Source organism: Streptomyces sp. NBC_01257, assembly GCF_035917255.1.
Lineage (GTDB): Bacteria > Actinomycetota > Actinomycetes > Streptomycetales > Streptomycetaceae > Streptomyces.
On sequence record NZ_CP108472.1, the window covers coordinates 7209893 to 7235643 of the forward strand.

A 25751-nucleotide genomic window follows, 5' to 3' on the forward strand; every position below is an offset into this window, starting at 1 on the left:
TTAGAAGTACCCCTCGCGCTTGCGGTCTTCCATCGCGGCCTCGGACATCTTGTCGTCGGCGCGGGTCGCGCCCCGCTCGGTGAGCCGGGAGGCGGCGATCTCGGTGATCACGGCGTCCAGCGTGGTGGCGTCGGAGTCGACGGCGCCGGTGCAGGACATGTCGCCGACCGTGCGGTAGCGCACCTGGCGGGTCTCGACCCGCTCGTGCTCCTTGGGGCCGCCCCAGTCACCCGCGGTCAGCCACATGCCCGAGCGGTTGAAGACCTCGCGCTCATGGGCGAAGTAGATCTCCGGGAGCTCGATGCCCTCGCGCTCGATGTACTGCCACACGTCGAGCTCGGTCCAGTTGGAGATCGGGAAGACCCGGACGTGCTCACCTGCGGCGTGCCGGCCGTTGTACAGCTGCCACAGCTCGGGGCGCTGGCGGCGCGGGTCCCACTGGGAGAACTCGTCGCGCAGCGAGAAGACCCGCTCCTTGGCGCGCGCCTTCTCCTCGTCGCGCCGCCCGCCGCCGAACACCGCGTCGAAGCGGTGCTGCTGGATCGCCTCGGTCAGCGGCACGGTCTGCAGCGGGTTGCGGGTGCCGTCGGGGCGCTCGCGGAGCTTCCCGGCGTCGATGTACTCCTGCACGGAGGCGACGTGGAGGCGCAGCCCGTGCTCGGCGACCGTGCGGTCGCGGTACTCCAGGACCTCGGGGAAGTTGTGCCCGGTGTCCACGTGCAGCAGCGTGAACGGCACCGGCGCGGGCGCGAACGCCTTGAGCGCCAGGTGCAGCATCAGGATCGAGTCCTTGCCGCCGGAGAAAAGGATCACCGGCCGCTCGAACTCCCCCGCCACCTCACGGAAGATGTGCACCGCCTCGGACTCCAGGGAGTCCAGGTGGCTGAGTGCGTACGGATTGGCGGTGCCTTCCGACACAGTCGCGACGGTCGTCACGCTGCACCCCTCTCGCTCAGCAGCGCGTACAGCTCCGCCGCGGACTCCTGCACGGTCTGCCGGTGCGACTCGATCCGCAGATCGGGCGACTCGGGGGCCTCGTAGGGGTCGTCCACCCCGGTCAGCCCGCTGATCTCGCCCGCCGCCTGCCTGGCGTAGAGCCCCTTCACATCGCGTACCGAGCACACCTCGACCGGAGTGGCGACATGCACCTCCAGATAGGCGGTGCCCTCGGCCTGGTGGCGCTTGCGGACCGCGTCGCGGCTGTCCGCGTACGGGGCGATGACCGGGACCAGCACCTTCACGCCGTTGGCCGCCAGCAGTTCGGCGACGAAGCCGATCCGCTGGACGTTGGTGTGCCGGTCCTCGCGCGAGAAGCCGAGGCCCGCGGAGAGGAACTCCCGGATCTCGTCGCCGTCCAGCACCTCCACCCGGTGGCCCTCGCCGCGCAGCCGCCCGGCGAGTTCGTACGCGATGGTGGTCTTGCCCGCGCTCGGCAGACCGGTCAGCCAGACGGTGGCTCCCGTCTCCGTCACGCTCATCGAAGTCTCCTGATCAGTCGTCATCAGTCGTGCAGCCCGCATTCGGTCTTGCCGCGCCCGGCCCAGCGTCCGGCCCGCGCGTCCTCGCCCTCCAGCACCCGCCGGGTGCAGGGGGCGCAGCCCACGGAGGCGTAACCGTCCATCAGCAGCGGGTTGGTGAGCACCCCGTGCTCCGCGACGTACGCGTCGACGTCGTCCTGGGTCCAGCGGGCGATCGGCGAGATCTTGACCTTCTGCCGCTTCTCGTCCCAGCCGACCACCGGGGTGTTCGCCCGGGTGGGGGACTCGTCGCGGCGCAGCCCGGTGGCCCAGGCGGTGTACGAGGTCAGTCCCTCCTGGAGGGGAGTGACCTTGCGCAGCTTGCAGCACAGGTCCGGGTCGCGGTCGTGCAGCTTCGGGCCGTGCTCGGCGTCCTGTTCGGCCACGGTCCGGCGCGGGGTCAGCGTGATGACGTTGACGTCCATCACCGCCTCCACCGCGTCACGGGTCCCGATCGTCTCGGGGAAGTGGTAGCCGGTGTCGAGGAAGACCACGTCCACGCCGGGCAGCGCCCGGGAGGCGAGGTGGGCGACGACGGCGTCCTCCATCGACGACGTCACGCAGAACCGCGGGCCGAAGGTGCGGGTGGCCCACTGGAGGATCTCCAGCGCGGAGGCGTCCTCCAGCTCACGGCCCGCGCGCTCGGCCAGCTCCCGGAGTTCCGCGGCGGTGAGTTCTCCGGTCTGCAGGGTGTCCGTCATATCCCGTCCCCTTCAACGTCGTTGCGCTGCAGTCCCCGGGTCAGCAGACCCAGGAACTTCAGCTGGAACGCCCGGTTGCAGGAGGCGCATTCCCAGGCCCCGTGCCCCGTCTCGTGCGGGCGCAGGTCCTCGTCGCCGCAGTAGGGGCAGTGGAACGGTGCCGCGCGCTCGCTCATGACAGCGACTCCGCACTGGCCCGGGCCGCCCAGGTCGCGAAGCGCTCGTCGCCCTCGCGCTCCTTCTGGAAGTTCCCGAGGACCCGCTCGACGTAGTCGGGCAGTTCGGCCGAAGTGACCTTCAGGCCACGGACCTTGCGGCCGAAGCCGGCCTCCAGGCCGAGCGCGCCGCCCAGGTGCACCTGGTAGCCCTCCACCTGGTTGCCCTCGCCGTCCAGCATGAGCTGGCCCTTGAGGCCGATGTCGGCGGTCTGGATACGGGCGCAGGCGTTGGGGCAGCCGTTGATGTTGATGGTGAGCGGCTCGTCGAACTCCGGCATGCGGCGCTCCAGTTCGTCGATGAGCGAGGCGCCGCGCGCCTTGGTCTCGACGATCGCCAGCTTGCAGTACTCGATGCCGGTGCAGGCCATCGTGCCGCGGCGGAACGGGGACGGCTTCACCTGGAAGCCGAGCTCCTCGAGGCCGGCCACCAGGGAGTCGACCTGGTCCGGCTCCACGTCGAGGATCAGCATCTTCTGCTCGACGGTGGTGCGCAGCCGGTCCGATCCGTGCGCGGCGGCCAGATCGGCGATCTTGGTCAGGGTAGGGCCGTCGACCCGGCCGACGCGGGGCGCGAAGCCGACGTAGAGGCGGCCGTCCTGCTGCTCGTGGACGCCCACGTGATCGCGCCAGCGGCTGCTGGGCTGCTCGGGTGCGGGGCCGTCGAGCAGCGGGCGCTTGAGGTACTCGTCCTCCAGCACCTGACGGAACTTGGCGGGGCCCCAGTCGGCCATCAGGAACTTCAGCCGGGCACGGGTGCGCAGCCGCCGGTAGCCGTAGTCCCGGAAGATCCCGACCACGCCGGCCCAGACATCGGAGACCTCGTGCAACGGGACCCAGGCACCGAGGCGTTCGGCGAGCCGCGGGTTGGTCGAGAGGCCGCCGCCGACCCAGAGGTCGAAGCCGGGGCCGTGTTCGGGGTGGACGACGCCGACGAAGGCGATGTCGTTGATCTCGTGGACCACGTCCTGCACGGGCGAGCCGGAGATCGCGGTCTTGAACTTGCGCGGCAGGTTGGAGAACTCCTTGCTGCCGATGTAACGGTCGTGGATCTCGTCGACCGCCGGGGTCCCGTCGATGATCTCGTCGGCGGCGATCCCCGCCACCGGGGAGCCGATGATCACTCGGGGGCAGTCGCCGCAGGCCTCCGTTGTGGACAGGCCGACGGCCTCCAGCTTCTGCCAGATGGCCGGGACGTCCTCGATGCGGATCCAGTGCAGCTGGATGTTCTGCCGGTCGGTGACGTCGGCGGTGCCCCGCGCGTAGTCCCGGGAGACCTCACCGATCGCCCGCAGCTGCGCGGCGGTCAGCCGGCCGCCGTCGATCCGGACCCGCAGCATGAAGTAGCGGTCGTCCAGCTCCTCCGGCTCCAGCACGGCGGTCTTGCCGCCGTCGATGCCGGGCTTGCGCTGGGTGTACAGCCCCCACCAGCGCATGCGTCCGCGAAGGTCGTTGGGGTCGATCGAGTCGAAGCCGCGCTTGGAGTAGATCGTCTCAATGCGCGTCCGCACGTTGAGACTGTCGTCGTCCTTCTTGAACTGCTCATTGCCGTTGAGTGGGGTGTAGTGCCCCAGGGCCCACTGACCTTCGCCACGGTGGCGTCCTGCCTTGCGGCGGGGCGTGGCGGGCGCAGGCTGTTCCGGGGTAGCGGCCATGACAGTACGTCCTTCGGGACTGCAGGAGGGCGGCTCTGAACTGCACACTCGCGTCGAGGCGCGGCGGTGCGCAGGATTTGCAGAGAAAGGGGGATCGCGGCGGTGCTGGAACTCTCAGCTCGCCGGACAGATGGCGCTGGACATGCGGCCGAGGTCGACGTGGCGTCGACTCACCAAGGCAATTCCAGTTCCAGACATGACGGAAGCGTGTCACGCGGATCTCGGGGCAGTCCACCACTATCCATGATGTGGACGAGACTGTCCCGACAGATGAGACGATGTGGCACCCGTCACGTCGTCGACGGGTGCCGGGTTCCCCGGAAAACCGGACAACCACGTGCATTTCCAGTGCGGGATGTCCCGGATGCCTACGGAAGGAGCGTGCGTCCTGATCCGGGCCACGGACCCGGGGTGGCGACCTCGGACTCCAGCTCCGTGCGGGTGTCGAAGAGCCGGAAGCCGCGGCGCAGATAGTTGTCCATGGCGTGCGGCCCGTCCTTGGAGCAGGTGTGCACCCACACCCGCTTCGTCTCGGGCCGTTCCGGCCACCGCTCCGCCAGGTCCCAGGCGCGGGCCGTCCCGTGGGAGAGGAGATGTCCGCCGATCCGCTGTCCCCGGAAGGCCGGGATGAGGCCGAAGTACATGATCTCGACGACGCCGTCGTCCTGCGGGTCCAGCTCGATGTAGCCGGCCGGCGTCCCGTTCGCGTACGCCACCCAGGTCTCCGCACCCGGCCGGTCCAGCGCCTCCTGCCACTGCGCGTACGTCATCGGCAGCCGGTCCGTCCACTGGATGTCGCCGCCGACGGCCGTATAGAGGAACCGGCTGAACTCGGGCAGCGGCACCTCCGACCGGACGATCCGCACGTCCCGGTCCGGTACGGCCGAGGGGCGCAGCTCGTCGGGGGAGGTCTGCTCCAGGGACCAGACGGTCACCTCGGCGGCGGTCGGGTCGGCGGGGCGCTCGGGGTTGCTCATGGCTGCCAGAAAACCATGCCCCGCTGCCCCGGCCCAACCCGGGACCGCCGAGCCGACGCCCAGGACCTGCGGGAACACCGCGGGGGAGGCGCTGCACACCGCTCAGGAGGCGTTGCGCGCCGCCACCACCACCGGGGCCTTCGACCGCGGCAGCAGATCTCCCGGGTGCTCGGGCCGGATGACCTCCACCTCGACGCCGTCGCCGAAGCGGTACGGGCGGTGCGCCAGCACCTCGGCGAGATGGCGCCGCAGCCGCGAGATCTCGGCCCGGACCGTCACCGTCCTGGTCGGGTCGCCGAACAGGTCCTCCGCCAGCTCGGACGCCGTACGCCCCTCGCGGTGCAGGGCCAGCGCGTACAACAGCTCGGCGTGGCGGGGCGAGAGGCGCTGCGTCCACGTGCCCACCGGGCTGACCACGTTCACCGCGAGGCCGCGCGGCAGGCTCAGATCGAGCACCACCCGGCGCGGCGGGCTGTCCAGCGCACCGTCGGCCACCTGCACCAGCCAGCCGCCCGGCAGCGGCTCCACCCGGCACATCCCGAGCGAGGGCAGCCAGATCCGGCCCGGCTGCACGGACTTCGGCAGCGGCAGCCGGTCCACCGGCGGCATCCCGGTGACGGCGGCCAGCCAGCCGTTGCCGTCCACGGCCAGCGTGCGGCCGCCCAGCCTGCACAGCATCGGCGCCGCCACCGAGCGCAGCCGGTCGATGGACTGCAGATGCCGGTTGCGGATCTCGCTCTCCGCCAGCCGGGCCACCGACCCGACCAGGGCGAGCGTCGTCGGATGGAACGTGTTCGCCGGACCGCTGATGTCGACGATCCCCATCAGCCGGCCGTCCCGCGGATCGCGCACCGGGGCCGCCGCGCACGTCCAGCCGTGGAGGCTGCGCACGAAGTGCTCCGCGGAGTGGACCTGCACCGCGGCGCGGGAGGCGAGCGCCGTACCGATCGCGTTGGTGCCGGTGATCTCCTCCGACCAGGCGGCGCCCTCGGACAGACAGATGTCGTCGGCCCTGCGCAGCACGCCCGTGTTGCCCTGGCGCCACAGCACCCGGCCGTCCACATCGGTGACGACCATGATCTGCTGCGAGGCGTCCGCGATGCTCACCAGACCGTCGCTGAGCAGCGGCATGATCTCGCCCAGCGTGGAACTCCGGCGCCGGTGCTCGATCTCCTCCAGCTCCAGCAGGACGCTCTCGGTGGACTGCTCGGGATCGATGCCGCGGCGCAGCACCCGGTCCCACGAGGCCCCGATCTCGGCCCGCGGCCTGACCGGCATCCGGTCGCCGGCCATCCTCGCCTCCCGGGCCCGGTGGAGGCGGTGCGCGGCCCGCTCGGACCCCTGGTCCGACAGCCGCATCACATCGACAGGACTTGTCTCCACGCCGGATTCCCCCTAGATGCCAGTGCCGGGCCCGTGCCAAGGGTCACCGGACCCATCCTGCCGCCGCCGAAGCCGCGGCACCGCAACTCCACACAATGGTTGCAACCCTCTGCAACTCTGGCGACAGCCCCCCGACCGTACAAGAGTGGCGCTACACCGCACGGCGGGGTTTCGGCCCCGAAGTCCGGTGTGTACAGCATGGGGGGTGGTGCCGTGTCGGCGCAGCACCACCCCCTGTTGCTGTTTCCCCCGCCGCTGCCGGTCAGCGCTCCACGGGCCGGGCCCGTGCCACGACCGATGCCAGGTCCAGGGTGTGCGGCAGCGTCCCGAAGGCCGAACCCCAGTCCCCGCCCAGCCGTGACGCGCAGAACGCGTCGGCCACCTCCGGCGGTGCCCAGCGCACCAGCAGCGAACCCTGGAGCACCAGCGCCATCCGCTCCACGAGCCGGCGGGCCCGTGCCTCGATCCCCTCCAGATCGGCGAGCTCGGTGAGCAGGTCCCTGATCGCCCGGTCGAGCCGGTGGTCGGCGCCGCGCGCCCGGCCCACCTCCTGGAGGAACGCGTTGAGCGCGAGCGGCTCGCGCTGCAGCGCCCGCAGCACGTCGAGCGCCTGGACGTTCCCCGAGCCCTCCCAGATCGAGTTGAGCGGCGCCTCGCGCAGCAGCCGCGGCATGCCCGACTCCTCCACGTAGCCGTTGCCGCCCAGGCATTCGAGCGCCTCGCCCACCAGCGGCGTGCACCGCTTCGTCACCCAGTACTTCGCCGTGGGCACCGCGATGCGCAGGAACGCCGCCTCGTTCTCGGTCCCGGCGTCGTACGCCGCCGCGAGCCGCATCGCCAGCACCGTCGCCGCCTCCGACTCCAGCGCCAGATCGGCCAGCACGTTGCGCATCAGCGGCTTGTCGGCCAGCACCCCGCCGAACGCGCTGCGGTACGTGGCGTGGTGGACCGCCTGGGCCACCGCCTGCCGCATCAGCGCCGCCGAGCCCGTCACGCAGTCCAGCCGGGTCGCCGCCACCATGCCGATGACGGTGCGCACCCCGCGCCCCTCCTCACCGATGCGCCGCACCCACGTACCGTCGAACTCGACCTCGGCCGAGGCGTTGGACCGGTTGCCCAGCTTGTCCTTGAGCCGCTGGATCGCGAACACGTTGCGCGTGCCGTCCGGCAGCACCCGGGGCAGCAGGAAGCACGTCAGCCCGCCGGGGGCCTGCGCCAGCACCAGGAACCCGTCGGACATCGGCGCCGAGCAGAACCACTTGTGCCCGGTGAGCAGGTACTCGCCCTCGGCGGCCAGCGGTTCGGCCCGTGTCGTGCCGGCCCGCAGGTCCGATCCGCCCTGCTTCTCCGTCATGCCCATCCCGAGAAGGGCCCCGGCCTTCTCCGCGACCGGCCGCAGCCCCTCCTCGTACGCGTGCGAGGTCAGCAGCGGCTCCCACTCGGCGGCCACGGCCGGATCGGTGCGCAGCGCGGGCACCGCCGCGTGGGTCATCGAGAGCGGGCAGCCGTGGCCCGCCTCGGCCTGTGTCCACACCAGGAAGCCGGCGGCCCGGCGCACATGGCCGCCCGGCCGGTCCCAGGCGTCGGTCAGCCCCGCGGTGACCCCGTGGCCGAGCAGCCGGTGCCAGGCCGGATGGAACTCCACCTCGTCGACGCGGTTCCCGTAGCGGTCGTGGCTGCGCAGCTTCGGCGGATTCCCGTCGGCCTGCGCCGCCCACTGGGCGGCCTGGGCGGAACCGGCGGACCGGCCGAGCTCGCCGAGCCCGTCCCGCGCCTCGTCGAGGAGGTCCGCCGGGAGGTGTCTCGCCACGGCTTCGGTGAGCACCGCGTCCGCTGCGAACACGTCGTAGCCGAGGAGCGGAGGGGCCTGGTTGGACACGGTGTGGGTGCTGGCTGCCATGCCGATACGGTAAGGACGTGCAGGCAGCAAATGAAACACCCGAGCGGCCACCGGGCCGGCTCCACCGGGCCCGAGTGCTCTACCGCAACGTGTCCAAGCGGCAGCTGGCCTGGCAGTTGCTGAAGGACACCGTCAACTCGTGCATGGAGTACCGCATTCTGGGACTCGCCGCCGAGGCGGCGTTCTTCACCCTGCTGTCCCTGCCGCCGCTCCTGCTCGGACTGATCGGCCTGCTCGGGTACGTCGACGAGTGGACCAGCACCACCACGGTCGCCTCCATCGAGCGCAACATCCTCAGCGCCGCGCAGACGGTGCTCTCCGAGCGGGGCGTCAACGACTTCGCCAAACCGCTCCTGGCGGACGTGACCACCGGGGCCCGGCCCGACGTCATCTCCATCGGTTTCGCGATCGCCCTCTGGTCCGGCTCGCGCGCGGTGAACGTCTTCATCGACACGATCACCGTGATGTACGGGCTCGACGGCCACCGCGGCATCGTGAAGACCAGGATGCTCGCGTTCCTCCTGTACGTGGTGGCGCTGCTGCTGGGTGCGGTCGTGCTGCCGCTGCTGGTCGTCGGCCCCGACCGGGTGGTGGAGTTCATCCCGTGGGGCACCGAGGTCATAAGCGTTCTGTACTGGCCGCTGGTGATCGTGCTGTCGATCGCCTTCCTGACGACGCTCTACCACGTGTCCGTCCCCGTCCGCTCGCCCTGGATCGAGGACATGCCGGGCGCGCTGATGGCGATCGCGATATGGGTGCTCGGCAGTTTCCTGCTGCGGATCTACCTCACCAGTACGGTCGAGGGGCCCACGATCTACGGATCACTGGCCGCCCCCATCGCGGTGCTGCTGTGGATCGGCATCTCCGCGTTCGCGGTGCTGGTGGGCGCCGCGGTCAACGCCGCCATCGACCGGGTGTGGCCCTCGGTGGCGACGGCCGCGGCGCGGGCGGCCACCGACCGGGTGCGCGCGGTCCAGGCGGCCGAGTTCGTGGCCCGCACCCAGGCGGAGGGCCGGTACGACGGTCCGGACGACGACATGGACGAGGGGGACAGCCCCTACATGCCGTCCGAGTTCCCGGAGCGTTGGTCGCGCTTCCTGCCGCCCGACGACGTGAAGTCCCGGCTCCAGCCGAGCCGCGAGAAGGAGACGGACAGGACGCAGCCGCCCCCCGAGTGAGGACGGCCGCCGGGTGAGGACGGCAGCGCCTTCGGCCCTCGGCGAGACTGGTGTCATGGGCGACAGGTACGAGGAACGCACCTCACGGATCGACGGTGCGAAGGTCTGGTCCCTGACCGTGGACCCGGGGTCGGTCCACCCGGTGCTGCCCGACGGCTGCATGGATCTGCTCTGGATCGGCGGCAGGCTGCTCGTCGCGGGCCCGGACACCCACGCGGAACCCCCGTCCGGACCGGGCGGCGGCGGCACGTACACGGGCATCCGCTTCGCCCCCGGCACGGCGCCCGCCCTGCTGGGCGTACCGGCGCACGAGCTGCGGGACCGCCGGGTCGCCCTGGCCGATCTGTGGCCGGCTCCGCTGGTCCGGGAGCTCACCGAACGCGTCGCCGGGTCCGCCGACCCTGGCGCGGCGCTGGAGGACATCGCCGCGCGCCGGGCCGCGGACGTGGAACCGCCCGACCAGGCGATGCGGGCCGTCGCCGCCCAGCTGGACAGCGGCCGCTCCGTCGAGCGGACCGCGCACACGGTCGGCCTCGGCGCACGCCAGCTGCACCGCCGCTCGCTGGCCGCCTTCGGCTACGGCCCCAAGACGCTCGCCCGGGTGCTGCGGCTCCAGCGGGCGCTGGCGCTCGTACGGTCAGGGATGCCGTACGCCGAGGCGGCGCTCGCGGCGGGCTGCGCCGACCAGGCACATCTCGCGCGCGAGATGCGGGACCTGGCGGGCACCACCCTGACCGCGTACTTCGCCGCCCCCTGAGAGCGGCCTCAGCCGGCCGGTGCGAACAGCGAGACCGCGCAGCCGTCCGGGTCGACGACCACGGCGTACCGCTGCCCCCACACCGCGTCCCACGGCTTCAGATGGCCCCGGTACCCGGCGCCGGTCAGCTCGTCGTAGACGGCGTCGACCTCCGCCGGGCCGTCGCAGAGGAAGGCCAGCCCGAGCCGCTCCCCGCCGTTCGCCGGGGTCCACTCCGGGTCGAAGGAGCGGACGACGGCCTCGGTGTCCCAGAGCAGGCGCTGCCCGCCGGGGAGCGCCACCTCCACATGGGGGGCGGACTCCGCACCCTCGGGGATGTCGAGGCCGAGCCGCCGGTAGAAGGCGAGCGAGGCGGGCAGATCCGCCGTCGTGATCGAGATTGCGTCCATGCGTGGAGTCATGTCACGACCGTAGGCCGGGGGCGGGCCGCCGGTCTTGAACGAATCGGTCGTGTCACCCGGCGCCGCTCACACCGCGCCGTCCCCGTCACCGTCCAGACAGTCCCCCGGCGACGTGCCCGGGTCCGTCAGGGCCAGGCCGAGCGCGGCGCGCTCGGTGACCCAGCGGGTCGGGCGGTGGCGCGGGTCGCCCGTCGTGGCGTGCAGCGCCCGCTGCAGCTCCAGCATCCGGGCCGCACCGATCCGGTCGCCCCAGGCCAGTGGGCCGACCGGATAGCCGAGCCCGGTCGTGACCGCCAGGTCGATGTCGGCCGGGGCCGCCAGTCCGTGTTCCGCGATCGACGCCGAGACCGACACGATCGACGCGAGCAGCCGCTGGGCGACCGAGCCCGCGGTGTCGCGCACCACCGACACCGCGAACGGCTCACCGCCGTCCGCCGCCCTGGCCAGCACGGCGCGGGCGTCCCGCGCCGCCGACGGCTCCGCGGCCGGGGTCACGGCCAGCACCCGGCGGCGCCCGGCCGCCGGCAGCGGGTCCACCCCGAAGGTGCGCCCGGCGGGCAGCCCGTGAGCGGCGACCGCAGAGGCGACCGTGGTGCCCCAGACCGGAACCAGCACCAGAGCCCCGGCCGACGGCCGCGCCCCGGCCTCGACCGTGGCGCCCGCCGCCGTCAGCGCCTCCCGCAGCGCGGCGGCGTCGTCGTTCCCGGCCGGGGTCGCGGCGAGGACGTGCACCGGCCGGTCCGGGTCGCCGGTGACCGGGGCCTCCGGCGCGGGGCCTGCCGCCTCGGGGCCGTACCCGAACCAGCCGCGTCCCGTCTTGCGCCCGTGCAGCCCGGCGGCCACCCGGTTCGGTGTCAGGTAGGAGGGGCGGAGCCGCTCCTCGTGGCGGAAGCCCGTCCAGATCGAGTCGATGACCGCGGCGGTCACATCGAGCCCGGTGAGGTCCATCAGCTCGAACGGGCCCATGCGCAGGCCCAGTACGTCCCGGGCGATCCGGTCGATGTCCGCCGGGTCGCCGACCGTCTCCTCCAGCAGGGCGAGCGCCTCCGTCACCAGTCCGCGCCCGGCGTGGTTGACGAGGAAGCCGGGGGTGTCGGCGACCGTGACCGCGCGGTGCCCGCAGCTCTCCACGAGCGCGGTCAGCAGCGGCGGGATCTCCGGGCGGGTGGCCGCGCCGGGCACCACCTCGACGATCCGCATCAGCGGGACCGGGTTGAAGAAGTGCAGCCCGGCCAGGCGCGTCGGGTCCTTCAGCCCGGCGGCGATCCGGGTCACCGACAGCGAGGAGGTGTTGGTCGCGAAGACGGCGGTGGCGGGCAGCGCGGCCTCCAGCCGGCCGAAGACCTCCGTCTTGGTGCCGAGGTCCTCGCGCACGGCCTCGACGACCAGCTCCACGTCCGGGCCCTCGGCCCACGGGTCGTCCAGCGCGATCAGCCGGTCCCCGGCGGCGGCCGCGTCGCCGGCGGACATCCGGCCCTTCTGCACGGCCCGCTCCAGCATGGAGCGTACGAAGCCGGCCGCCTCCGTCACCGCTTCCGTCCGTACGTCGCCGAGCTCGACGGTGTGTCCGGCGGCGGCCGCCCACTGGGCGATTCCGCGGCCCATGGCTCCGGCTCCGACGATCCTGATACGCATGGCAGTTACGGCCCTTTCGAGGTGGTGGACGGACGGGTCCGGCGGACCCCGCGGACCCGGCGGACCCTGTGGTCCGTACGGATCGTGCGGGTCAGCGGAGGTACACGCGGTCCGGGTCGACATCCTCGCGCAGCAGCCGCAGTTCGTCCTCCGTCGGCGGCGGCACCTCGTCGACCGTGCCGGCGACCCGCAGGTCCCAGCCGGTGGCGGCCCGCACCTGATCGACGGTGACGCCGGGCTGGACGGCGACCAGCCGCAGCTCCTCGCCGACGCCCGCGCGGGCCATGATGCCGAGTTCGGTGATGACCCTGGTGACTCCGGCGCCCAGCGGGCGGATTCCCTCGGCGAGCGCACGGTCGGGGCCCGGGGTGGTGCAGAAGTCGAGCTCGGCGGTGAAGGAGCGCGGGTTGTGCCGGCGCATCACCACGAAGACCTCGCGGGAGTTGGCCATCACCTCGACGCCGCCGCCCGAACCGGGCAGCCGCACCGCCGGACTGTCCCAGTCACCGATGACCGAGGTGTTGAGGTTGCCCCAGCGGTCGATCTGCGCGGCGCCGAGGAAGCCGACGTCGATGTGACCGCCCTGGAGCACACAGCCGAAGAGCATCGGCATCGGGATCACCGCCTCCGCACCCGTGATCAGGACCGCGTCGGCGATGGTCTCGGGCAGCTGCGAGGGATGGGCACCGCAGACCCCGGACTCGTAGACCACCTCGATGTCGGGGGCGACCGTCAGATGGGCCAGTTCGGTGGCGAGCGTCGGCAGCCCGATCCCGGCGAACACGGTCCGGCGTGCGGCGAGTTCGCGGGAGGCGACGACGGAGAGCAGTTCGGACGAGGTGATCGTGCCCGGTGCGGTGAGGGTCATGAACCGTTCCTTCTCGTGTCCCGTGTGCGGATCGGCCGTGCGGAGCGGGGCGGAGCTCACAGCCGCCGCCCGTAGTTCACCGGCTCGCTGAGCGCCTCGCCGACGGCGAGCCCCGCCCAGAACTCCTCGCCGAGCCTGTCGACGTACTCCGCGTGGTCCGCCGTCCCCCGCACCCACTCGTCCAGCCAGTCCTGGAGCCGCTGAGGATCCTTGCTGATGTGCGACCAGGCCCGGTAGAAGGCGTTGTCCCGGTCGTAGTACCCCTGGGCGAAGGACGGATGCGCCCCGCGGGGGCAGCAGACGACCGCGTCGACCGCGTGGGCGGGGACGAGCGTGCGGTTGGGGTCGGAGCGGACCACCTCGTCGTCGACGATCTCCTCCACGACGACGACCGCCTTCTCGGCCGCGTACACCGCCTCGGCCTGGACGCCGGTCAGCCCCCACATCTGGGTGTTGCCGCTGCGGTCGGCACGCTGCGCGTGGATGATCGTCACGTCCGGATTGACGGGCGGTACGACGTAGATCTGCTCCGGTTCGCCGTCCGGGCCCGGATACGGCGAAGTGACCTTGCGCAGGTCGCTGTTGACGGACGGCAGATCGCTTCCGCCGTAGGAGCGCAGCGGGTAGAAGGGCAGCCGCTGCGAACCGGCGAGATAGCGGCAGATCATCCCGTAGTGGCTGTACTCCTCGAAGGCCAGGGGCGCGGGGTCGGCGTTCTCCACCCGGCGGCGGAGCTCCCCGAGCGAACCGGCCGATGAGTTGCCGACGAAGGAGGACACCAGCCGCGTCACACAGCCCGCGGCGATCATCTGGTCCACGACGATGTCCGCGGTCATGCGGACGACCGTGAGGTCGCGGCGGCCCTGGCGGATGATCTCGTGGCCGGCGGCGGTCGGGATGAGATGGGTGAAGCCCTCGAGGCAGACGGTGGCGCCGTCGTGGACGAAGGCGGCGATCGCCGCCTTCATCGACATCGTCTTGTCTTTCCGGTTGTCGTTCCGGTCCGTCGTGGCCACGGTGCTCCTCTGCGTGTGCGTGCGCGTCGCCCCACCGTGCCAGCGGCCATTGATTGCTGTCCAATACCAAATTAAGGTCGGATCGAGACGTCTGATTAATCAATGCTGTGACGGTGCCGTTGAAGTGCCGTTGAGAGAGAGGGGACGGGCGTGGAGCTGCGTCATCTGTCCGCGTTCGTCGCCGTGGCCGAGGAGCTGCACTTCGGCCGGGCCGCCAAGCGGCTGCAGATGGCCCAGCCGCCGCTGAGCCAGCAGATCCGCCAGCTGGAGAAGGAGCTGGGAGTCCAGCTCTTCGAACGCAACACCCGCTCGGTGCGGATGACCAGTGCGGGGGAGTCGTTCCTCCAGCCGGTCAGGACCGTGCTCGACGACCTGGACACCGCCGTGCGCGCCGCGAAGGCGGCCGGCCGCGGTGAGTACGGGCGGGTCAGCATCGGCTTCGCGGGTGCCTCCAGCCACGAGACACTGCCCCTGCTCACCCGGGCGGTGCGCGCCGCCCACCCCGCGATCGAGCTCGTCATGACGGGCCAGACCTACGCGAACGTCGCGCTCGCCCGGGTCGCGGACGGTTCGATGGACCTCGGGTTCGTCCGGCTGCCCGTGACGCAGCCGGGCGTGAGCCACCGGGTGATCGACGAGGAGGAGCTGGTGTGCGCGCTGCCCTCCGACCATCCGCTCGCCACCCGGGAGAGCGTCCCGATCGAGGTGCTGGCGGGGGAGCCGTTCGTCTCCTTTCCCGCGAACACCGGCTCCACCGTGCGGGACGCGATGGTCGGCGCCTGCGAGGCGGCCGGGTTCAATCCGCGGGTGGTGCAGGAGGCGCCCGACTCGTACACCATCCTGGCGCTGGTCGCCGCGGGTGTCGGGGTGACGCTGACCGTCACCTCCGTCCAGCACATCCAGCAGAACGGCCTCGTCTACCGGCCCCTCGCCGGACCGCCGATCAGACGGCAGGCGGCGCTCGCCTGGCGCGCCGACAACCCCTCGGCCGCCCTGCGCGCGGTCCTCGCCGTGGCGGAGGACGCGCTGCCGACGCCCCGTCCGAGGGATTGAGACGCACCACGTCTTGAATCAGGGAGAACTGGATATTGGACCGACTCAGTCGGCGGGTGCGAGGGTCGACCCACACCCTTGTCCCCTTCTGCCCTCTCCCGGAAAGGCCCCGCCGTGCCCGACCAGAACGATGTCGTGATCTGCGAACCGCTGCGCACCCCCATCGGCCGCTTCGGCGGAGCGCTCGCCGGGCAGACGCCGGCCTCCCTCGCCGCCCGCGTCATCGCCGAGATCGTCGCCCGCACGGGAATCGAGCCGGACCGGGTGGACGAGGTGATCCTCGGGCAGGCCTACCCCTCCTCCGACGCCCCCGCCATCGGCCGGGTCGCCGCGCTGGACGCCGGGCTCCCGCAGTCCGTCACCGGTGCCCAGATCGACCGTCGCTGCGGCTCCGGACTCCAGGCCGTCCTCGACGCGGCGATGCAGATCAGGGCCGGGTTCAGCGAGGTCGTGATCGCCGGCGGTGTCGACGTGATGAGCGCCGCCCCCTACTACACGCACGAGGGCCGCTGGGGCATCAAGGGCCCGGGCCTCCAGCTCCACGACGCGCTCGCCCGGGGCCGCGTCACCGCCGGCGGCGTCAACCACCCGGTCCCCGGCGGCATGATCGAGACCGCCGAGAACCTCCGCCGCGAGTACGGCATCAGCCGCGCCGACCAGGACGCCCTGGCCCTGCGCTCGCAGCAGCGCGCCGGCCGGGCCGTCGCCGAGGGGCGGTACGAGGCCGAGACCGTCCCCGTCACCGTGCGCACCCGCAAGGGCGAGACGGTGGTCACCGCGGACGAGCACCCCCGTCCCGACACCACCGCCGAACAACTCGCCGCGCTCCGCCCGGTCATGGGCAAGTCCGATCCGGACGCCACGGTCACCGCGGGCAACGCCAGCGGCCAGAACGACGCGGCCGCCGCCTGCCTGGTGACCAGCGCCGCCACCGCCGAGCGCCTCGGTCTCACCCCGCTGGTCCGCCTCGTCTCCTTCGCCCGCGCCGGCGTGCCCGCCGCCACCATGGGCATCGGCCCCGTCCCCGCCACCCGTGCCGCGCTCGCCCGCGCCGGGCTGACGCTCTCCGACCTCGACCTGATCGAGCTCAACGAGGCCTTCGCCGCCCAGGTGCTGGCCTGCACCCGCGAACTGGGTCTCGGCGAGAAGGACCACGAGGAGCGGATCAACGTGAACGGCTCCGGCGTCTCCCTCGGCCACCCGGTCGGCGCCACCGGCGCCCGTATCCTCGCCACCCTCACCAGGGAACTGCACCGCCGCGAGGCCCGCTACGGCCTGGAGACCATGTGCATCGGCGGCGGTCAGGGCCTCGCCGCCGTCTTCGAGCGCATCGCTCCCTGAGCCCGGCCCACATTCGCCCGGAAGTCCAGCGGCGCCGCCACAGGGCGGCGCCGCCATGGGCGTATCCGGCCGCATCCTCGCCCATTGAGACGCAGAGCCTCTCACTGCACCAGTAATTCGGTATTGGACCGTTCAAGGTTCCGGCTGGCACCGTAACGCCATCAGCACCGCCGCCGTCCCCCTTCCCCACGCGGCGTGCCGGGCGTCCCGGGCGACGCCCCTCGCAGTTCCTGCCATCCGCCTGATCAACGACGTTCACGGGAGCCACCATGAGTGCGTCCACCGCCACCGCACGAGAGCGCACCAAAGCCGCCAACCGGGCCGGATTCGGAGCCTTCATCGGCTCGACGATCGAGTGGTTCGACTTCTACATCTACGGCACCGCGGCCGCGCTCGTCTTCGACAAGGTGTTCTTCCCGGAACTCGAAGGCCCCGTGGGCACCCTGGTCGCGTTCGCGACGTTCTGGGTCGGCTTCCTCGCCCGCCCCATCGGCGGCATCATCTTCGGTCACTACGGCGACCGCCTCGGCCGCAAGAAGACGCTCGTCATCACGCTGCTGATGATGGGCGTCTCCACCACGGCGATCGGTCTGCTGCCGAGCTACGCCTCCATCGGAATCGCCGCCCCGATCCTGCTGGTCGCGATCCGCATGGTGCAGGGCATCGGCCTCGGCGGCGAGTGGGGCGGATCGGTCCTGATCGCCTCCGAGCACGCCCCCAAGGGCAAGTCGGTGCTGTACGGGGCGTTCGCCCAGCAGGGCTCGCCCGTCGGCAACACCCTGTCCACCCTGAGCTTCCTCGCCATCAGCCAGCTGCCCGACGCCGCGTTCGTCTCCTGGGGCTGGCGGCTGCCGTTCCTCTTCTCGGCCGCCCTCGTCATCGTCGGCCTCATCGTCCGGCTCAAGGTCGCCGAGTCCCCGGCCATGGCCGCCCTGATCAGCAAGAAGAAGGTCGTCAAGCTCCCGCTGACCGAGGTCCTGCGCACCCAGCCGATGCTCATCGTCCTCGGCATCGGCGCCTGCACCATCGGCCTGTCGGCCACCTACTTCAAGTCGACGTTCGCCCTGTCCTGGGCCACGTCCGCGCTGAGTTTCGACCGCAGTTCGTTCCTGACGATCATTCTGGTCGCCAACATCACCCAGATCGTCGTCCAGCCCTTCGGGGCCCTCATCGCCACCAGGATGAAGAGCTGGTCCCGCGCGGTCACCGTGATGCTGCTGCCGGAACTGATCCTGATGCCGGCGATGTTCCTGCTGATCCGCACCGAGAACTACGGCCTCGCGATGGTCGGCGTCGCCGTCGCGACCATCCCGCACTGCCTCTACTACGCGGCCCTCGCCGGCATGCTCGCCAGCCGCTTCCCGGCCCACCTGCGCTACACCGGCATCTCGCTGTGCTACCAGCTCTGCGGCACGCTCCTGGGCGGTACGACCCCGATCATCGGCCAGTTCCTGCTGAACCGGACCGGCTCCATCACCGCTGTCATCGCCTACGCGATCTTCCAGGTCGTCCTGACCCTGGGCTGCATGCTGCTCCTGCTCCGCCGGCCCGACCACGACGAGCAGGCGGCCGGACCGGTCGCCGCACCCCGTACCGCCCCCGTCACCGCCTGACACGTTCCCGCACACCACGACAGAAGGGCCGGCCCCCATGCCGCTGACCGTGCACGGCATCCCGGAGATCCTCGCGCTGAACGGGCGCGACCTGGGGCACTCCGACTGGAAGGAGATCACCCAGGAACTCATCGACGCGTACGCCGCCGTCTCCGGGGACCGCCAGTGGATCCACACCGACGTGGAGCGCGCCGCCGCCGGCCCGTACGGACGCACCATCGCGCACGGCTACATGGTGCTGAGCTGGGGCATCCCGATGTTCGGTGAGCTGCTCCAGGTGCGCGGCGTGGGCCGGGCCCTCAACTACGGCGTCAACCGGGTCCGCTACCCGGCGCCCGTCCCCGTCGGCAGCCGGGTCCGGCTGCACGCCTCCGTCACCGGAGTCACCGGGGTCGCCCACGGCGGGGTGCGGATGGACCGGTCCTTCACCTTCGAGCTGGAGGGGTCGCCGAAGCCCGCCTGCGTGGCCGAGTCGCTGACCCACTTCTACCCGTGACCCGGGGGTCGGCGCCGCATCAGGGCGAACACACCCCAGCCCAGGTACTCGCGCTGGTAGCGCACGTGCCGTGCCGGCCCTTCGGTCAGCTCCGCCCGCAGCTCGCCGGCCAGTTCGTCGCCGGGGTTCGCGTCCAGCCAGCGCCGGATGTTCAGCCACTGCGCGGCGACGTACCGGTCCCAGCCCCGCTGGTCGGCGAGCACCATCTCGACCACGTCCCAGCCCAGCCCCCCGAAGTGTTCGAGCAGTTCGGGCAGGGCGAAGTAGTCGTCCCGCGCGGTCGCGTGACAGGCCTCGACGGCCGTGAGGTCCGGCGGCTCGCGGCGCCAGTACGGCTCACCGACCAGCAGCAGGCCGCCGGGCCGCACGGAGCGCTCCAGCAGCTCGACCGTGCCCGCCACACCGCCGCCGATCCAGGTGGCGCCGACGCACGCGGCGACGTCGACGGGTGCGCCGGCGACATGACCGGACGCGTCGCCGTGCACGAAGCCGACCCGGTCCGCCACCCCCAGCTCCGCCGCCCGCTCCCGGGCGGCCGCGAGGAAGACGGTGCTGATGTCGACGCCGGTCCCGGTCGTGCCGTGATCGCGCGCCCAGGTGCAGAGCAGCTCACCGCTGCCGCAGGCCAGATCGAGGATCCGGGACCCCGGAGCCAGGCGCAGCGCCCGGCCCAGGGTGGCCAGATCCTCCTCGGTGAACGGGTTGTGCACACGGTGGCCGCTCTCGCGGACGGTGAAGTTTCGGGGAAGGTCCACGCCGGGAAGCTAGGCCGCCCGGACCCGCCCGTCCACCGGATTAACGCTCCACGGCGACGCGCTCGCCGGGCGGCGGCGCCGCCAGGTGGTCGAGCTCGCCGTCCGGGTCCGTCAGCCGGTTCAGCCGCGCCGGTACGTCGAAGCCGACCAGCAGCACCACGATCACCGTGCCCGCGAACGTCAGCACGGCGAGCGCCCGGCCCAGGTCCATCCCGGAGGCGAGATGCGCCCCGAGCACCGGGGCGACCGCCCCGCCGAGCGCGCCCACGTTGTACGTGAAGCCGAGCGCCGCACCCCGGCTCGCGGTCGGGAAGTGCCCGCCGATGTAGCGGGGGAGCAGTCCGGAGATGCCGAAGCTCGTCGCCTGGAGGAGGAAGAGCAGGATGCCCAGCAGCATCAGGTTGTTCCGCACGGCGAAGACCGGATAGACGAAGGCGAGCGAGGCCAGCAGCGTCAGCGCGTACGCCTTCTTCGTGCCGATCCGGTCGCCGAGGAACCCGGCGGTCCAGCAGCCCACCATGGTGCCGAAGCCCGCGAAGTACAGGACGTCGGTGACCTGGCCGGTGCTGTAGCCCAGCTCCGTCTTCAGATACGTGGGCAGCAGGGCCTGGATCGGCCACGAGTACAGGAACGCGAAGAACAGCGTCACGATCATCGACAGGTACAGCACCCAGCCGCGCTTCCCGCCCAGCTGCACGGCGAACGCGGCCAGCGTGAGACCGGCGATCACCGAGAGCACCGGCACCATGCCGGCGCCGCCCGGGGTGAAGACCAGGAACAGCGAGACGGTGGCGACCACGACGAGGACCGTGTTGACGGTGGCCCGGGCGCGGGTGAGGAACAGCGGCCGGAACGGATTGGGCCTGGCGCCCTTGTCCGCCACGGACTCCGTCCACTCCTCGGCCTCCGGCAGCGCGCGCCGCATCCACAGCGCGATGGCGATGGGGATGAGGCCCAGGTAGAACATCCAGCGCCAGCCGAGCGAGGGCACCACCCAGTCGTAGACCTGCGCGGCGAGCACCGAGCCGACCGAGAAGCCGGAGATCAGGAAGCCGCTGGCCCGGTTGCGCAGACCGGCGGGCCAGCTCTCCATCACGTACGTGGAACTGGCGCTGTACTCGCCGGCCATGCCCATTCCGATGGCCAGCCGGGCGGCGAACAGGCTGTGGTAGTCCCATGCGAAACCGCAGGCGAACGTACCCGCGGAGTACAGCAGGATGCTCAGCACCATGGAGAGCTTGCGGCCGTACCGGTCGCCGATGGCGCCGAGCACGGCCCCGCCCAGCCAGCGGGTGATGAACGCGCCGGAGATCAGGCTGGCCGCCTGCACCGTGCTGAGCCCGAAGTCGTCACTGATCTCGGTCAGCACGAGGGTGATCAGCACGAAGTCGAAGCCGTCGAGGACATAGCCGATCCAGGCGGCGAAGAACGACTTCCACTGGGTGCGGCTCACCTGGCGGTACCAGGGGAGCGTGGGGGGTGTTGTGGTCTGCACGGTGACTCCAGGATGCGGGACGGCGCTCGTCCTTGAACAGCCGTCCCGCGTGGTGGGGGCAGGTCAGGTCCGGGTGATGCGCGCGACGAACCGGGCAGTCAGGGCCGTGGGGGCGGTGATGGCGGTGCCGACGACGACGCTGTGGGCGCCGCGGGCCAGGGCCTCGGCCGCTTCCTCGGGGGTGTTGATACGGCCTTCGGCGACCACCGGCACGTCGATCGCGGCGGCGAGTTCCGAGACCAGACCGAGATCGGGGCCGGTCTGCTCCGGTGTGCCGGGCACGTAGCCGGACAGCGTCGTGGAGACGAAGTCCGCCCCGAGCCCGGCCGCCGTGACGCCCTCGGCGAGGGTGGAGACGTCGGCCATGACGAGGGCGCCGGCCGCGTGGACCGCCTCGACGAGCTCGGCGAACGTCGAGCCGTCGGGGCGCGGCCGGTCGGTGGCGTCCGCGGCGACGACCGCGGCGCCCGCCGCGGCCACGGCCAGGGCGTGCCGGACGGTCGGCGTGATGTAGACCCCGGTGTCGCCGTCCTTCCACAGCCCGATGACCGGCAGGCCGACGGCGGCGGTGATCGCGGCGACGACCTCGGGTTCGTTGGCCCGGATCGCGGCGCCGCCCCCGGCGACCGCCGAGAGCGCGAGCCGGACCAGCGTGGACGTCTCGCGCATGGGATCACCCGGAGGTGCCTGACAGGACACGATCAGCTTGCCCTGGAGTGCGGTGGCCAGTTCCTGCGCGCTCATCGGAGAGCTCCCGGGTGGTGGAGGGGAAGGGTGGTGGTGAGGGCGGCCGCGCCGAGCACGGCCGCGTCGTGGCCGAGCAGCGGCGGCCGGGGGACGAGCCCGCGCAGCGGACCCATCAGTTCGGCGGCGAAGGCGGCCCGCAGGGCGTCCTCGTACAGCGGGCCGATGCGCGGGACCCCGCCGCCGACGACGACCCGGTCCGGGCCGAGCGCGTTGGCGAGCCCGCCGAGCACGTGCCCGGCGGCGGCCGCACCCGTGGTGATGGCGGCGACGGCGTGGGAGTCGCCCTGCGCGGCGCGCGCGGCGACGGTCTCCAGCCGGTCCACGGGGGCCCCGGTCAGCCGTTCGTAGTGGGCGGCGATCCCGGGCCCGGACGCGATGACCTCCAGATGACCGGTGGACCCGCAGGTGCAGGGCAGCCCGGCCGCCTCGGGGCTGGGCACATGGCCCAGGTGCCCGGCGATCCCTGCCGAGCCGTGCAGCATCCGTCCGTCGGCGGCGAGCGCGCCGCCGACTCCGGTGCCGATGGCCGCGAAGAGCAGCGAGCCGTGGCCGCCGGTCGACGCGTTCAGTGCGGCCAGTTCCGGTCCGGCGGTGGCGCGGACGTCGTTGTCGCAGGCCACCGCGTATCCGGTCCGGTCGGCGAGGCCGGCGCCCAGCCGGGTGCCCGCCCAGCCGCTGAGGGAGTCGGTGGCGCTGGTGACCATGCCGCTGCGGGGGTCGATCACCCCGGCCGCCGCGATGCCGAGCAGGGCGGCGGCGCGGTCCGGGTCGACCGCGGCGGCGGCCGCGGCGAGCGCGTCGAGGACCGCCGCCGCGCCCTCCCGGGCCGGTGTGGGACGGCTGTGCCGGGCCAGGACCGTACCGTCCGCCGCGAGCAGGGCGGCGGCGATCTTCGTGCCGCCGAGGTCGAGGCCGACGACGGGCCGCCCGGCCGGCGCCGGCGTTGCCGCGGTGGTCATCGGACCGGCGGCAGACCGGCGTCGCGCAGCCGTCCGGAGACGAGCGCGACGGATTCGGCGGAGAGCTGGATCTGCGGGAACGCGGTGTCGCCGCACTCGATGACGCCGAGCAGCCGGAGCGCCGCCTTGAACGAGCCGAGCGCCGATGAGCTGCGGCCCATGTCCGCCTCCGGGCCGGCGTCGACCATGGCGAACAGCTCGATGAGCCGCTCCTGCTCCTTCGCGGCGAGGGTCCAGTCGCCGGCGCGCGCGGCCTCGTAGAGCCGGACGTAGGCGGCCGGGTCCACGTTGCCGATGCCGGGGACGACACCGTCGGCGCCGGCCAGCAGGGCCGCGTCCACGGTCAGTTCGGAGCCGGTGAGGATGCTGAAGTCCGGGACCGGACCGTGCGCGCGGCCCTCGCGGCCGCCGAGCTCGACGACGAGCCGGCGCAGCCCGCCCTCGTCGCCGCTGCTGTCCTTGAGCCCGGCCAGGGTGCCGTCCTCGGCGAGCTCGCGGACCAGGGCGCCGGAGAGCTTGCTGTGCACGGCGACCGGGATGTCGTACGCGAACAGCGGCAGCTCCACCTCGGCGCGCAGCCGGCGGAAGTGCCCGGCGATCTCCCTGGCGTGGGTGCGGGTGTAGAACGGCGCGGTCGCGACCAGCGCGTCGGCGCCCAGCTCGGCGGCCGACCTGGCGTGCTCGACGACCCGGGCCGTGGTGGTGTCGATGACACCGGCCAGGACGGGGACGCGGCCGTCGGTCGCGTTGACGACGGTCTCCAGGACCGTGGCGCGCTGCTCGTCGGTGAGGTAGGCGACCTCACTGGTGGACCCGAGCGCGAAGAGCCCGTGCACGCCCCCGCCGATGAGGTGCTCGACGAGCCGGACGAGGGAAGCGGTGTCGACCTCGCCGCGCGGGTCGAGCGGAGTGCAGACCGGCGGGACGACGCCGTGCAGGGGTGCGGTCAGAGACATGGTGAAGGGCTCCAGCTGATCGGGACACCGATCCGTGGCCTGAGCGGCTACCCGGATCGAGACGTGAGACGTAAGATGTCCTATGTCTGGCTTCACCTTAAACAGATGCTCCTGCGAACGGTCAAGGGGCAACGGCACCTCAGGAGGACGTTGTGGCGCGGCCCACCATGGCTCAGGACATCGAGCGCCGGATCAAGGAACTGATCCTGGAACGACGGCTGGCACCGGGCGACGCCCTGCCCACCGAGACCGAGCTGATGGACCTCTTCGAGTCCGGCCGGGTGTCGGTCCGCGAGGCCCTCAAATCGCTCCAGGCGGTCAACGTCGTCGAGATCCGCCGGGGGTACGGCACCTTCGTCGGCTCGCTCTCGCTGTCACCGTTCGCCGAGGGCCTCGCCTTCCGCGCGGCCGTCCGCCACCGCCAGGGCCTGCCCGGGCTCGCGGAGCTGATGAAGGTGCGGGAGGCGCTGGAGGCGGGGCTCGTCGGTGCCGTCGTGGCCGGCGTCCCGGACGAGGACCTCGACGTGCTGCACGCCCTGGTCGCCACGATGGAGGAGGAGGCCGGGACCGGCCGGGTGGCCCGCGCCACCGACCGGGCCTTCCACCTCGCGCTCTACGCCTCGCTCGACAACCACCTGCTCAGCGAGGTGCTCGACGCGTTCTGGGCCGCCATGGACCGGGTGCGCGAGGACTTCGACGACGGCCACCAGGACCCGGCCGTCACCTGCGCCCAGCACCGCGAGATCGTCGAGGCGGTCGCGGCGGGGGACGGCGAGCGCGCGGTACGGGCGATGCGCACCCACTTCGACGGCATCCGCACCCGGCTGGCCCAGGAGGGCTCCGCCGCGTACGCCCACTGACCCGCGGCCGGGCCCGTCAGCGCCGCGTGCCCCCGTACAGATAACTGGCGGCGCCGTCCAGGGTGGCCCGGCACCAGGACTCCACCTCCGGGGCGTCCATCGCCGCCCAGTCCGGGGTCCGCTCCACCATGGCGTGCCCCAGCCGGCGGCCCAGGGCGACCAGCCGGGCGCCCTCGGCCGACCGTTCGTCGGCGTACCGGCCGAGCGCCTCGTCCGCGGACGACGACGCGCGCAGCACCCGCTCCAGACAGAGCGCGTCCTGCAAGGCCTTCGTCGCGCCGCTCGCGGTGTGCGGACGGGTGATGCTCGCCGCGTCGCCCGCCAGCAGGAAGGGCGGCTCCGCGACCCGGGGCACCTGGACGTCGGCGACGTCGTGGCAGGCCAGGGAGGTGTGCTCGCCCCGGCCGACGATGCCGGCCCAGTCCGCCGGGAAGTGCTCATCGGCGATGCGGCGCACGTACTCCTCGCGCGGGCCGGTCCACGACGCCGGGGGCGGCGGAGCGTAGACGGCGTAGGCCAGCAGCCGGGACCCCGGCGCCGCCCCCGGAATCAGGTAGAACACCCCGTGCCCGCCCCGGAACCCCAGCGTGATCCAGGAGGAGCGCACCAGTTCCAGCTGGTGCGGGCTGCCCGCGAACGCGTCGAGCGGGAGGGTGCCGCGCCACACCGCGTATCCCGCCGGAACCGGCAGCGCCCCCGGCGCGACGGCCGCCCTGGTGACCGAGCGCGGGCCGTCCGCCCCGACGACGATGTCGTACCGCTCCTGCGAGTCCGCCGTACGGATCACCGCGCCGCCCTCCGGATGGCGCAGCACCTCGGTGACGGGCCGCCCCCGGTGATAGCGCGCGGCGCCGGCGTTGGCCCGCAGCGTGCGCCACAGCAGACCCCAGTGACAGGGCGTCACCGCGCTCTCCTGCCGCGCCAGTTCCCGCGCCCGGTGCTGCCCGGGCCGGCGGGTGAGCCAGACCCGCGAGGACACCGGGGCCGTCTCCATGCCGGCGTCCAGATAGCCGGCCGCGACCAGTTCCCGGTGCAGGGGCGGCGGGATGACGATGCCGAACCCCCGGTCCTCCAGCGCCGCTTCGCTCCGCTCGTGGACCGTGACCTCGGCCCCGGCCCTGATTCCGGCGATCGCCATGGCGCAGCCGGCGACACTCCCGCCGACCACCCCGATGCGTAAGCCCGCTCCCGCCACGTCCGCCCCCGCCCTCGCCAAGCCCAGTGTGCGTCGCCCCATTGAACGGTCGCGCGACGGCGTACGTCCAACCGCCGG

26 protein-coding genes are annotated in these 25751 nt (G+C 72.4%); 7 read left to right on the forward strand and 19 right to left on the reverse strand.

Going from position 1 to position 25751, the window contains the following annotated elements; translation table 11 throughout:
* The 9 genes from cysD to OG408_RS31470 all read right to left on the reverse strand — a co-directional run bounded on the left by cysD (position 1) and on the right by OG408_RS31470 (position 8348).
* Entirely contained in the window at positions 1–936 is a 936-nt protein-coding gene (gene cysD, locus OG408_RS31430) for a sulfate adenylyltransferase subunit CysD (RefSeq protein ID WP_266784265.1), read from the reverse strand.
* The gene (gene cysC / locus OG408_RS31435; protein WP_266784267.1) at positions 933–1502 is read right to left on the reverse strand and encodes an adenylyl-sulfate kinase; all 570 of its coding nucleotides are present in this window, start codon (positions 1500–1502) and stop codon (positions 933–935) included. Before cysC ends, cysD begins: the two co-directional genes overlap by 4 nt.
* Positions 1502–2218: a phosphoadenylyl-sulfate reductase gene (locus tag OG408_RS31440; RefSeq protein ID WP_266784269.1), complete on the reverse strand. Its 717-nt coding sequence runs from the start codon at positions 2216–2218 to the stop codon at positions 1502–1504. The genes cysC and OG408_RS31440 overlap by 1 nt, the downstream gene beginning before the upstream one ends.
* Complete coding sequence (locus OG408_RS31445) at positions 2215–2394, reverse strand: hypothetical protein (protein WP_266784271.1); 180 nt, start codon at positions 2392–2394, stop codon at positions 2215–2217. Before OG408_RS31445 ends, OG408_RS31440 begins: the two co-directional genes overlap by 4 nt.
* Entirely contained in the window at positions 2391–4088 is a 1698-nt protein-coding gene (locus OG408_RS31450) for a nitrite/sulfite reductase (RefSeq protein WP_266784273.1), read from the reverse strand. Before OG408_RS31450 ends, OG408_RS31445 begins: the two co-directional genes overlap by 4 nt.
* 114 nt (positions 4089–4202) lie before the next feature.
* Positions 4203–4286 carry a putative leader peptide gene (locus OG408_RS31455; RefSeq protein ID WP_309486338.1) on the reverse strand — a complete coding sequence of 28 codons (84 nt, stop codon included), beginning with the start codon at positions 4284–4286 and terminating at the stop codon, positions 4203–4205.
* Positions 4287–4456: 170 nt separating this feature from the next.
* On the reverse strand, positions 4457–5065 hold the full coding sequence (locus OG408_RS31460) for a GNAT family N-acetyltransferase (RefSeq protein WP_266784275.1): 609 nt from the start codon (positions 5063–5065) through the stop codon (positions 4457–4459).
* A gap of 102 nt (positions 5066–5167) precedes the next feature.
* Positions 5168–6424, reverse strand: a complete 1257-nt coding sequence (locus tag OG408_RS31465; protein ID WP_326674624.1) for a helix-turn-helix domain-containing protein — start codon at positions 6422–6424, stop codon at positions 5168–5170.
* Positions 6425–6710: 286 nt separating this feature from the next.
* Complete coding sequence (locus tag OG408_RS31470; RefSeq protein WP_326673237.1) at positions 6711–8348, reverse strand: acyl-CoA dehydrogenase family protein; 1638 nt, start codon at positions 8346–8348, stop codon at positions 6711–6713.
* Positions 8349–8422: 74 nt separating this feature from the next.
* On the opposite strand from OG408_RS31470, the gene OG408_RS31475 reads away from it, so the two are divergent.
* Together OG408_RS31475 and OG408_RS31480 are read left to right on the forward strand one after the other, a co-directional pair.
* Positions 8423–9526, forward strand: coding sequence for a YihY/virulence factor BrkB family protein (locus OG408_RS31475; RefSeq protein WP_266786528.1), 1104 nt, complete (start codon positions 8423–8425; stop codon positions 9524–9526).
* Between the two features lie 55 nt (positions 9527–9581).
* Positions 9582–10283, forward strand: coding sequence for a helix-turn-helix domain-containing protein (locus OG408_RS31480; RefSeq protein WP_442806082.1), 702 nt, complete (start codon positions 9582–9584; stop codon positions 10281–10283).
* Positions 10284–10291: 8 nt separating this feature from the next.
* Here the strand turns inward: OG408_RS31480 and OG408_RS31485 are convergent, their stop codons facing one another.
* The 4 genes from OG408_RS31485 to OG408_RS31500 form a co-directional block, all read right to left on the reverse strand.
* Entirely contained in the window at positions 10292–10684 is a 393-nt protein-coding gene (locus OG408_RS31485; protein ID WP_285566377.1) for a VOC family protein, read from the reverse strand.
* Positions 10685–10750: 66 nt separating this feature from the next.
* Entirely contained in the window at positions 10751–12319 is a 1569-nt protein-coding gene (locus OG408_RS31490) for a 3-hydroxyacyl-CoA dehydrogenase (RefSeq protein ID WP_326673239.1), read from the reverse strand.
* 91 nt (positions 12320–12410) lie between these two features.
* Entirely contained in the window at positions 12411–13187 is a 777-nt protein-coding gene (locus OG408_RS31495; protein ID WP_266784283.1) for a CoA-transferase subunit beta, read from the reverse strand.
* Positions 13188–13243: 56 nt separating this feature from the next.
* Complete coding sequence (locus OG408_RS31500) at positions 13244–14161, reverse strand: CoA transferase subunit A (protein ID WP_285566418.1); 918 nt, start codon at positions 14159–14161, stop codon at positions 13244–13246.
* A gap of 192 nt (positions 14162–14353) precedes the next feature.
* On the opposite strand from OG408_RS31500, the gene OG408_RS31505 reads away from it, so the two are divergent.
* The 4 genes from OG408_RS31505 to OG408_RS31520 all read left to right on the forward strand — a co-directional run bounded on the left by OG408_RS31505 (position 14354) and on the right by OG408_RS31520 (position 18706).
* Positions 14354–15256: a LysR family transcriptional regulator gene (locus OG408_RS31505; RefSeq protein WP_266784285.1), complete on the forward strand. Its 903-nt coding sequence runs from the start codon at positions 14354–14356 to the stop codon at positions 15254–15256.
* Between the two features lie 114 nt (positions 15257–15370).
* Complete coding sequence (locus OG408_RS31510) at positions 15371–16597, forward strand: acetyl-CoA C-acetyltransferase (RefSeq protein ID WP_326673244.1); 1227 nt, start codon at positions 15371–15373, stop codon at positions 16595–16597.
* A 269-nt stretch (positions 16598–16866) separates the two neighbouring features.
* Positions 16867–18210 (forward strand): MFS transporter, encoded by a 1344-nt coding sequence (locus tag OG408_RS31515; protein WP_326673245.1) that lies wholly within the window; start codon positions 16867–16869, stop codon positions 18208–18210.
* A 37-nt stretch (positions 18211–18247) separates the two neighbouring features.
* On the forward strand, positions 18248–18706 hold the full coding sequence (locus OG408_RS31520) for a MaoC family dehydratase (RefSeq protein ID WP_326673247.1): 459 nt from the start codon (positions 18248–18250) through the stop codon (positions 18704–18706).
* On the opposite strand, the gene OG408_RS31525 is transcribed toward OG408_RS31520, so the two are convergent.
* The 5 genes from OG408_RS31525 to OG408_RS31545 all read right to left on the reverse strand — a co-directional run bounded on the left by OG408_RS31525 (position 18697) and on the right by OG408_RS31545 (position 23618).
* The gene (locus OG408_RS31525; RefSeq protein ID WP_326673249.1) at positions 18697–19461 is read right to left on the reverse strand and encodes an SAM-dependent methyltransferase; all 765 of its coding nucleotides are present in this window, start codon (positions 19459–19461) and stop codon (positions 18697–18699) included. The two genes, OG408_RS31520 and OG408_RS31525, sit on opposite strands and share 10 nt — an antisense overlap.
* Positions 19462–19501: 40 nt before the next feature.
* Complete coding sequence (locus tag OG408_RS31530; RefSeq protein WP_266784295.1) at positions 19502–20956, reverse strand: sialate:H+ symport family MFS transporter; 1455 nt, start codon at positions 20954–20956, stop codon at positions 19502–19504.
* A gap of 63 nt (positions 20957–21019) precedes the next feature.
* Positions 21020–21700 (reverse strand): N-acetylmannosamine-6-phosphate 2-epimerase, encoded by a 681-nt coding sequence (locus OG408_RS31535; RefSeq protein ID WP_266784297.1) that lies wholly within the window; start codon positions 21698–21700, stop codon positions 21020–21022.
* The gene (locus tag OG408_RS31540) at positions 21697–22662 is read right to left on the reverse strand and encodes an ROK family protein (protein WP_326673252.1); all 966 of its coding nucleotides are present in this window, start codon (positions 22660–22662) and stop codon (positions 21697–21699) included. The genes OG408_RS31535 and OG408_RS31540 overlap by 4 nt, the downstream gene beginning before the upstream one ends.
* Complete coding sequence (locus tag OG408_RS31545) at positions 22659–23618, reverse strand: dihydrodipicolinate synthase family protein (RefSeq protein ID WP_326673254.1); 960 nt, start codon at positions 23616–23618, stop codon at positions 22659–22661. Before OG408_RS31545 ends, OG408_RS31540 begins: the two co-directional genes overlap by 4 nt.
* A 152-nt stretch (positions 23619–23770) precedes the next feature.
* On the opposite strand from OG408_RS31545, the gene OG408_RS31550 reads away from it, so the two are divergent.
* Positions 23771–24478 carry a FadR/GntR family transcriptional regulator gene (locus OG408_RS31550; protein ID WP_266784303.1) on the forward strand — a complete coding sequence of 236 codons (708 nt, stop codon included), beginning with the start codon at positions 23771–23773 and terminating at the stop codon, positions 24476–24478.
* Positions 24479–24494: 16 nt separating this feature from the next.
* On the opposite strand, the gene OG408_RS31555 is transcribed toward OG408_RS31550, so the two are convergent.
* On the reverse strand, positions 24495–25715 hold the full coding sequence (locus OG408_RS31555) for an FAD-dependent monooxygenase (protein ID WP_326673256.1): 1221 nt from the start codon (positions 25713–25715) through the stop codon (positions 24495–24497).
* Between the last annotated feature and the right edge of the window lie 36 nt (positions 25716–25751).

What these genes read in the sequence shown, in the direction of transcription:
- cysC (WP_266784267.1), bottom strand. Translation starts at nt 1,502, where the DNA reads ATGACGACTGATCAGGAGACTTCGATGAGCGTGACGGAGACGGGAGCC.
- OG408_RS31440 (WP_266784269.1), bottom strand. Translation starts at nt 2,218, where the DNA reads ATGACGGACACCCTGCAGACCGGAGAACTCACCGCCGCGGAACTCCGG.
- OG408_RS31445 (WP_266784271.1), bottom strand. Translation starts at nt 2,394, where the DNA reads ATGAGCGAGCGCGCGGCACCGTTCCACTGCCCCTACTGCGGCGACGAG.
- OG408_RS31450 (WP_266784273.1), bottom strand. Translation starts at nt 4,088, where the DNA reads ATGGCCGCTACCCCGGAACAGCCTGCGCCCGCCACGCCCCGCCGCAAG.
- OG408_RS31455 (WP_309486338.1), bottom strand. Translation starts at nt 4,286, where the DNA reads ATGTCTGGAACTGGAATTGCCTTGGTGAGTCGACGCCACGTCGACCTC.
- OG408_RS31460 (WP_266784275.1), bottom strand. Translation starts at nt 5,065, where the DNA reads ATGAGCAACCCCGAGCGCCCCGCCGACCCGACCGCCGCCGAGGTGACC.
- OG408_RS31465 (WP_326674624.1), bottom strand. Translation starts at nt 6,424, where the DNA reads ATGCGGCTGTCGGACCAGGGGTCCGAGCGGGCCGCGCACCGCCTCCAC.
- OG408_RS31470 (WP_326673237.1), bottom strand. Translation starts at nt 8,348, where the DNA reads ATGGCAGCCAGCACCCACACCGTGTCCAACCAGGCCCCTCCGCTCCTC.
- OG408_RS31480 (WP_442806082.1), top strand. Translation starts at nt 9,582, where the DNA reads ATGGGCGACAGGTACGAGGAACGCACCTCACGGATCGACGGTGCGAAG.
- OG408_RS31485 (WP_285566377.1), bottom strand. Translation starts at nt 10,684, where the DNA reads ATGACTCCACGCATGGACGCAATCTCGATCACGACGGCGGATCTGCCC.
- OG408_RS31490 (WP_326673239.1), bottom strand. Translation starts at nt 12,319, where the DNA reads ATGCGTATCAGGATCGTCGGAGCCGGAGCCATGGGCCGCGGAATCGCC.
- OG408_RS31495 (WP_266784283.1), bottom strand. Translation starts at nt 13,187, where the DNA reads ATGACCCTCACCGCACCGGGCACGATCACCTCGTCCGAACTGCTCTCC.
- OG408_RS31500 (WP_285566418.1), bottom strand. Translation starts at nt 14,161, where the DNA reads ATGTCGATGAAGGCGGCGATCGCCGCCTTCGTCCACGACGGCGCCACC.
- OG408_RS31515 (WP_326673245.1), top strand. Translation starts at nt 16,867, where the DNA reads ATGAGTGCGTCCACCGCCACCGCACGAGAGCGCACCAAAGCCGCCAAC.
- OG408_RS31520 (WP_326673247.1), top strand. Translation starts at nt 18,248, where the DNA reads ATGCCGCTGACCGTGCACGGCATCCCGGAGATCCTCGCGCTGAACGGG.
- OG408_RS31535 (WP_266784297.1), bottom strand. Translation starts at nt 21,700, where the DNA reads ATGAGCGCGCAGGAACTGGCCACCGCACTCCAGGGCAAGCTGATCGTG.
- OG408_RS31540 (WP_326673252.1), bottom strand. Translation starts at nt 22,662, where the DNA reads ATGACCACCGCGGCAACGCCGGCGCCGGCCGGGCGGCCCGTCGTCGGC.
- OG408_RS31545 (WP_326673254.1), bottom strand. Translation starts at nt 23,618, where the DNA reads ATGTCTCTGACCGCACCCCTGCACGGCGTCGTCCCGCCGGTCTGCACT.
- OG408_RS31555 (WP_326673256.1), bottom strand. Translation starts at nt 25,715, where the DNA reads ATGGGGCGACGCACACTGGGCTTGGCGAGGGCGGGGGCGGACGTGGCG.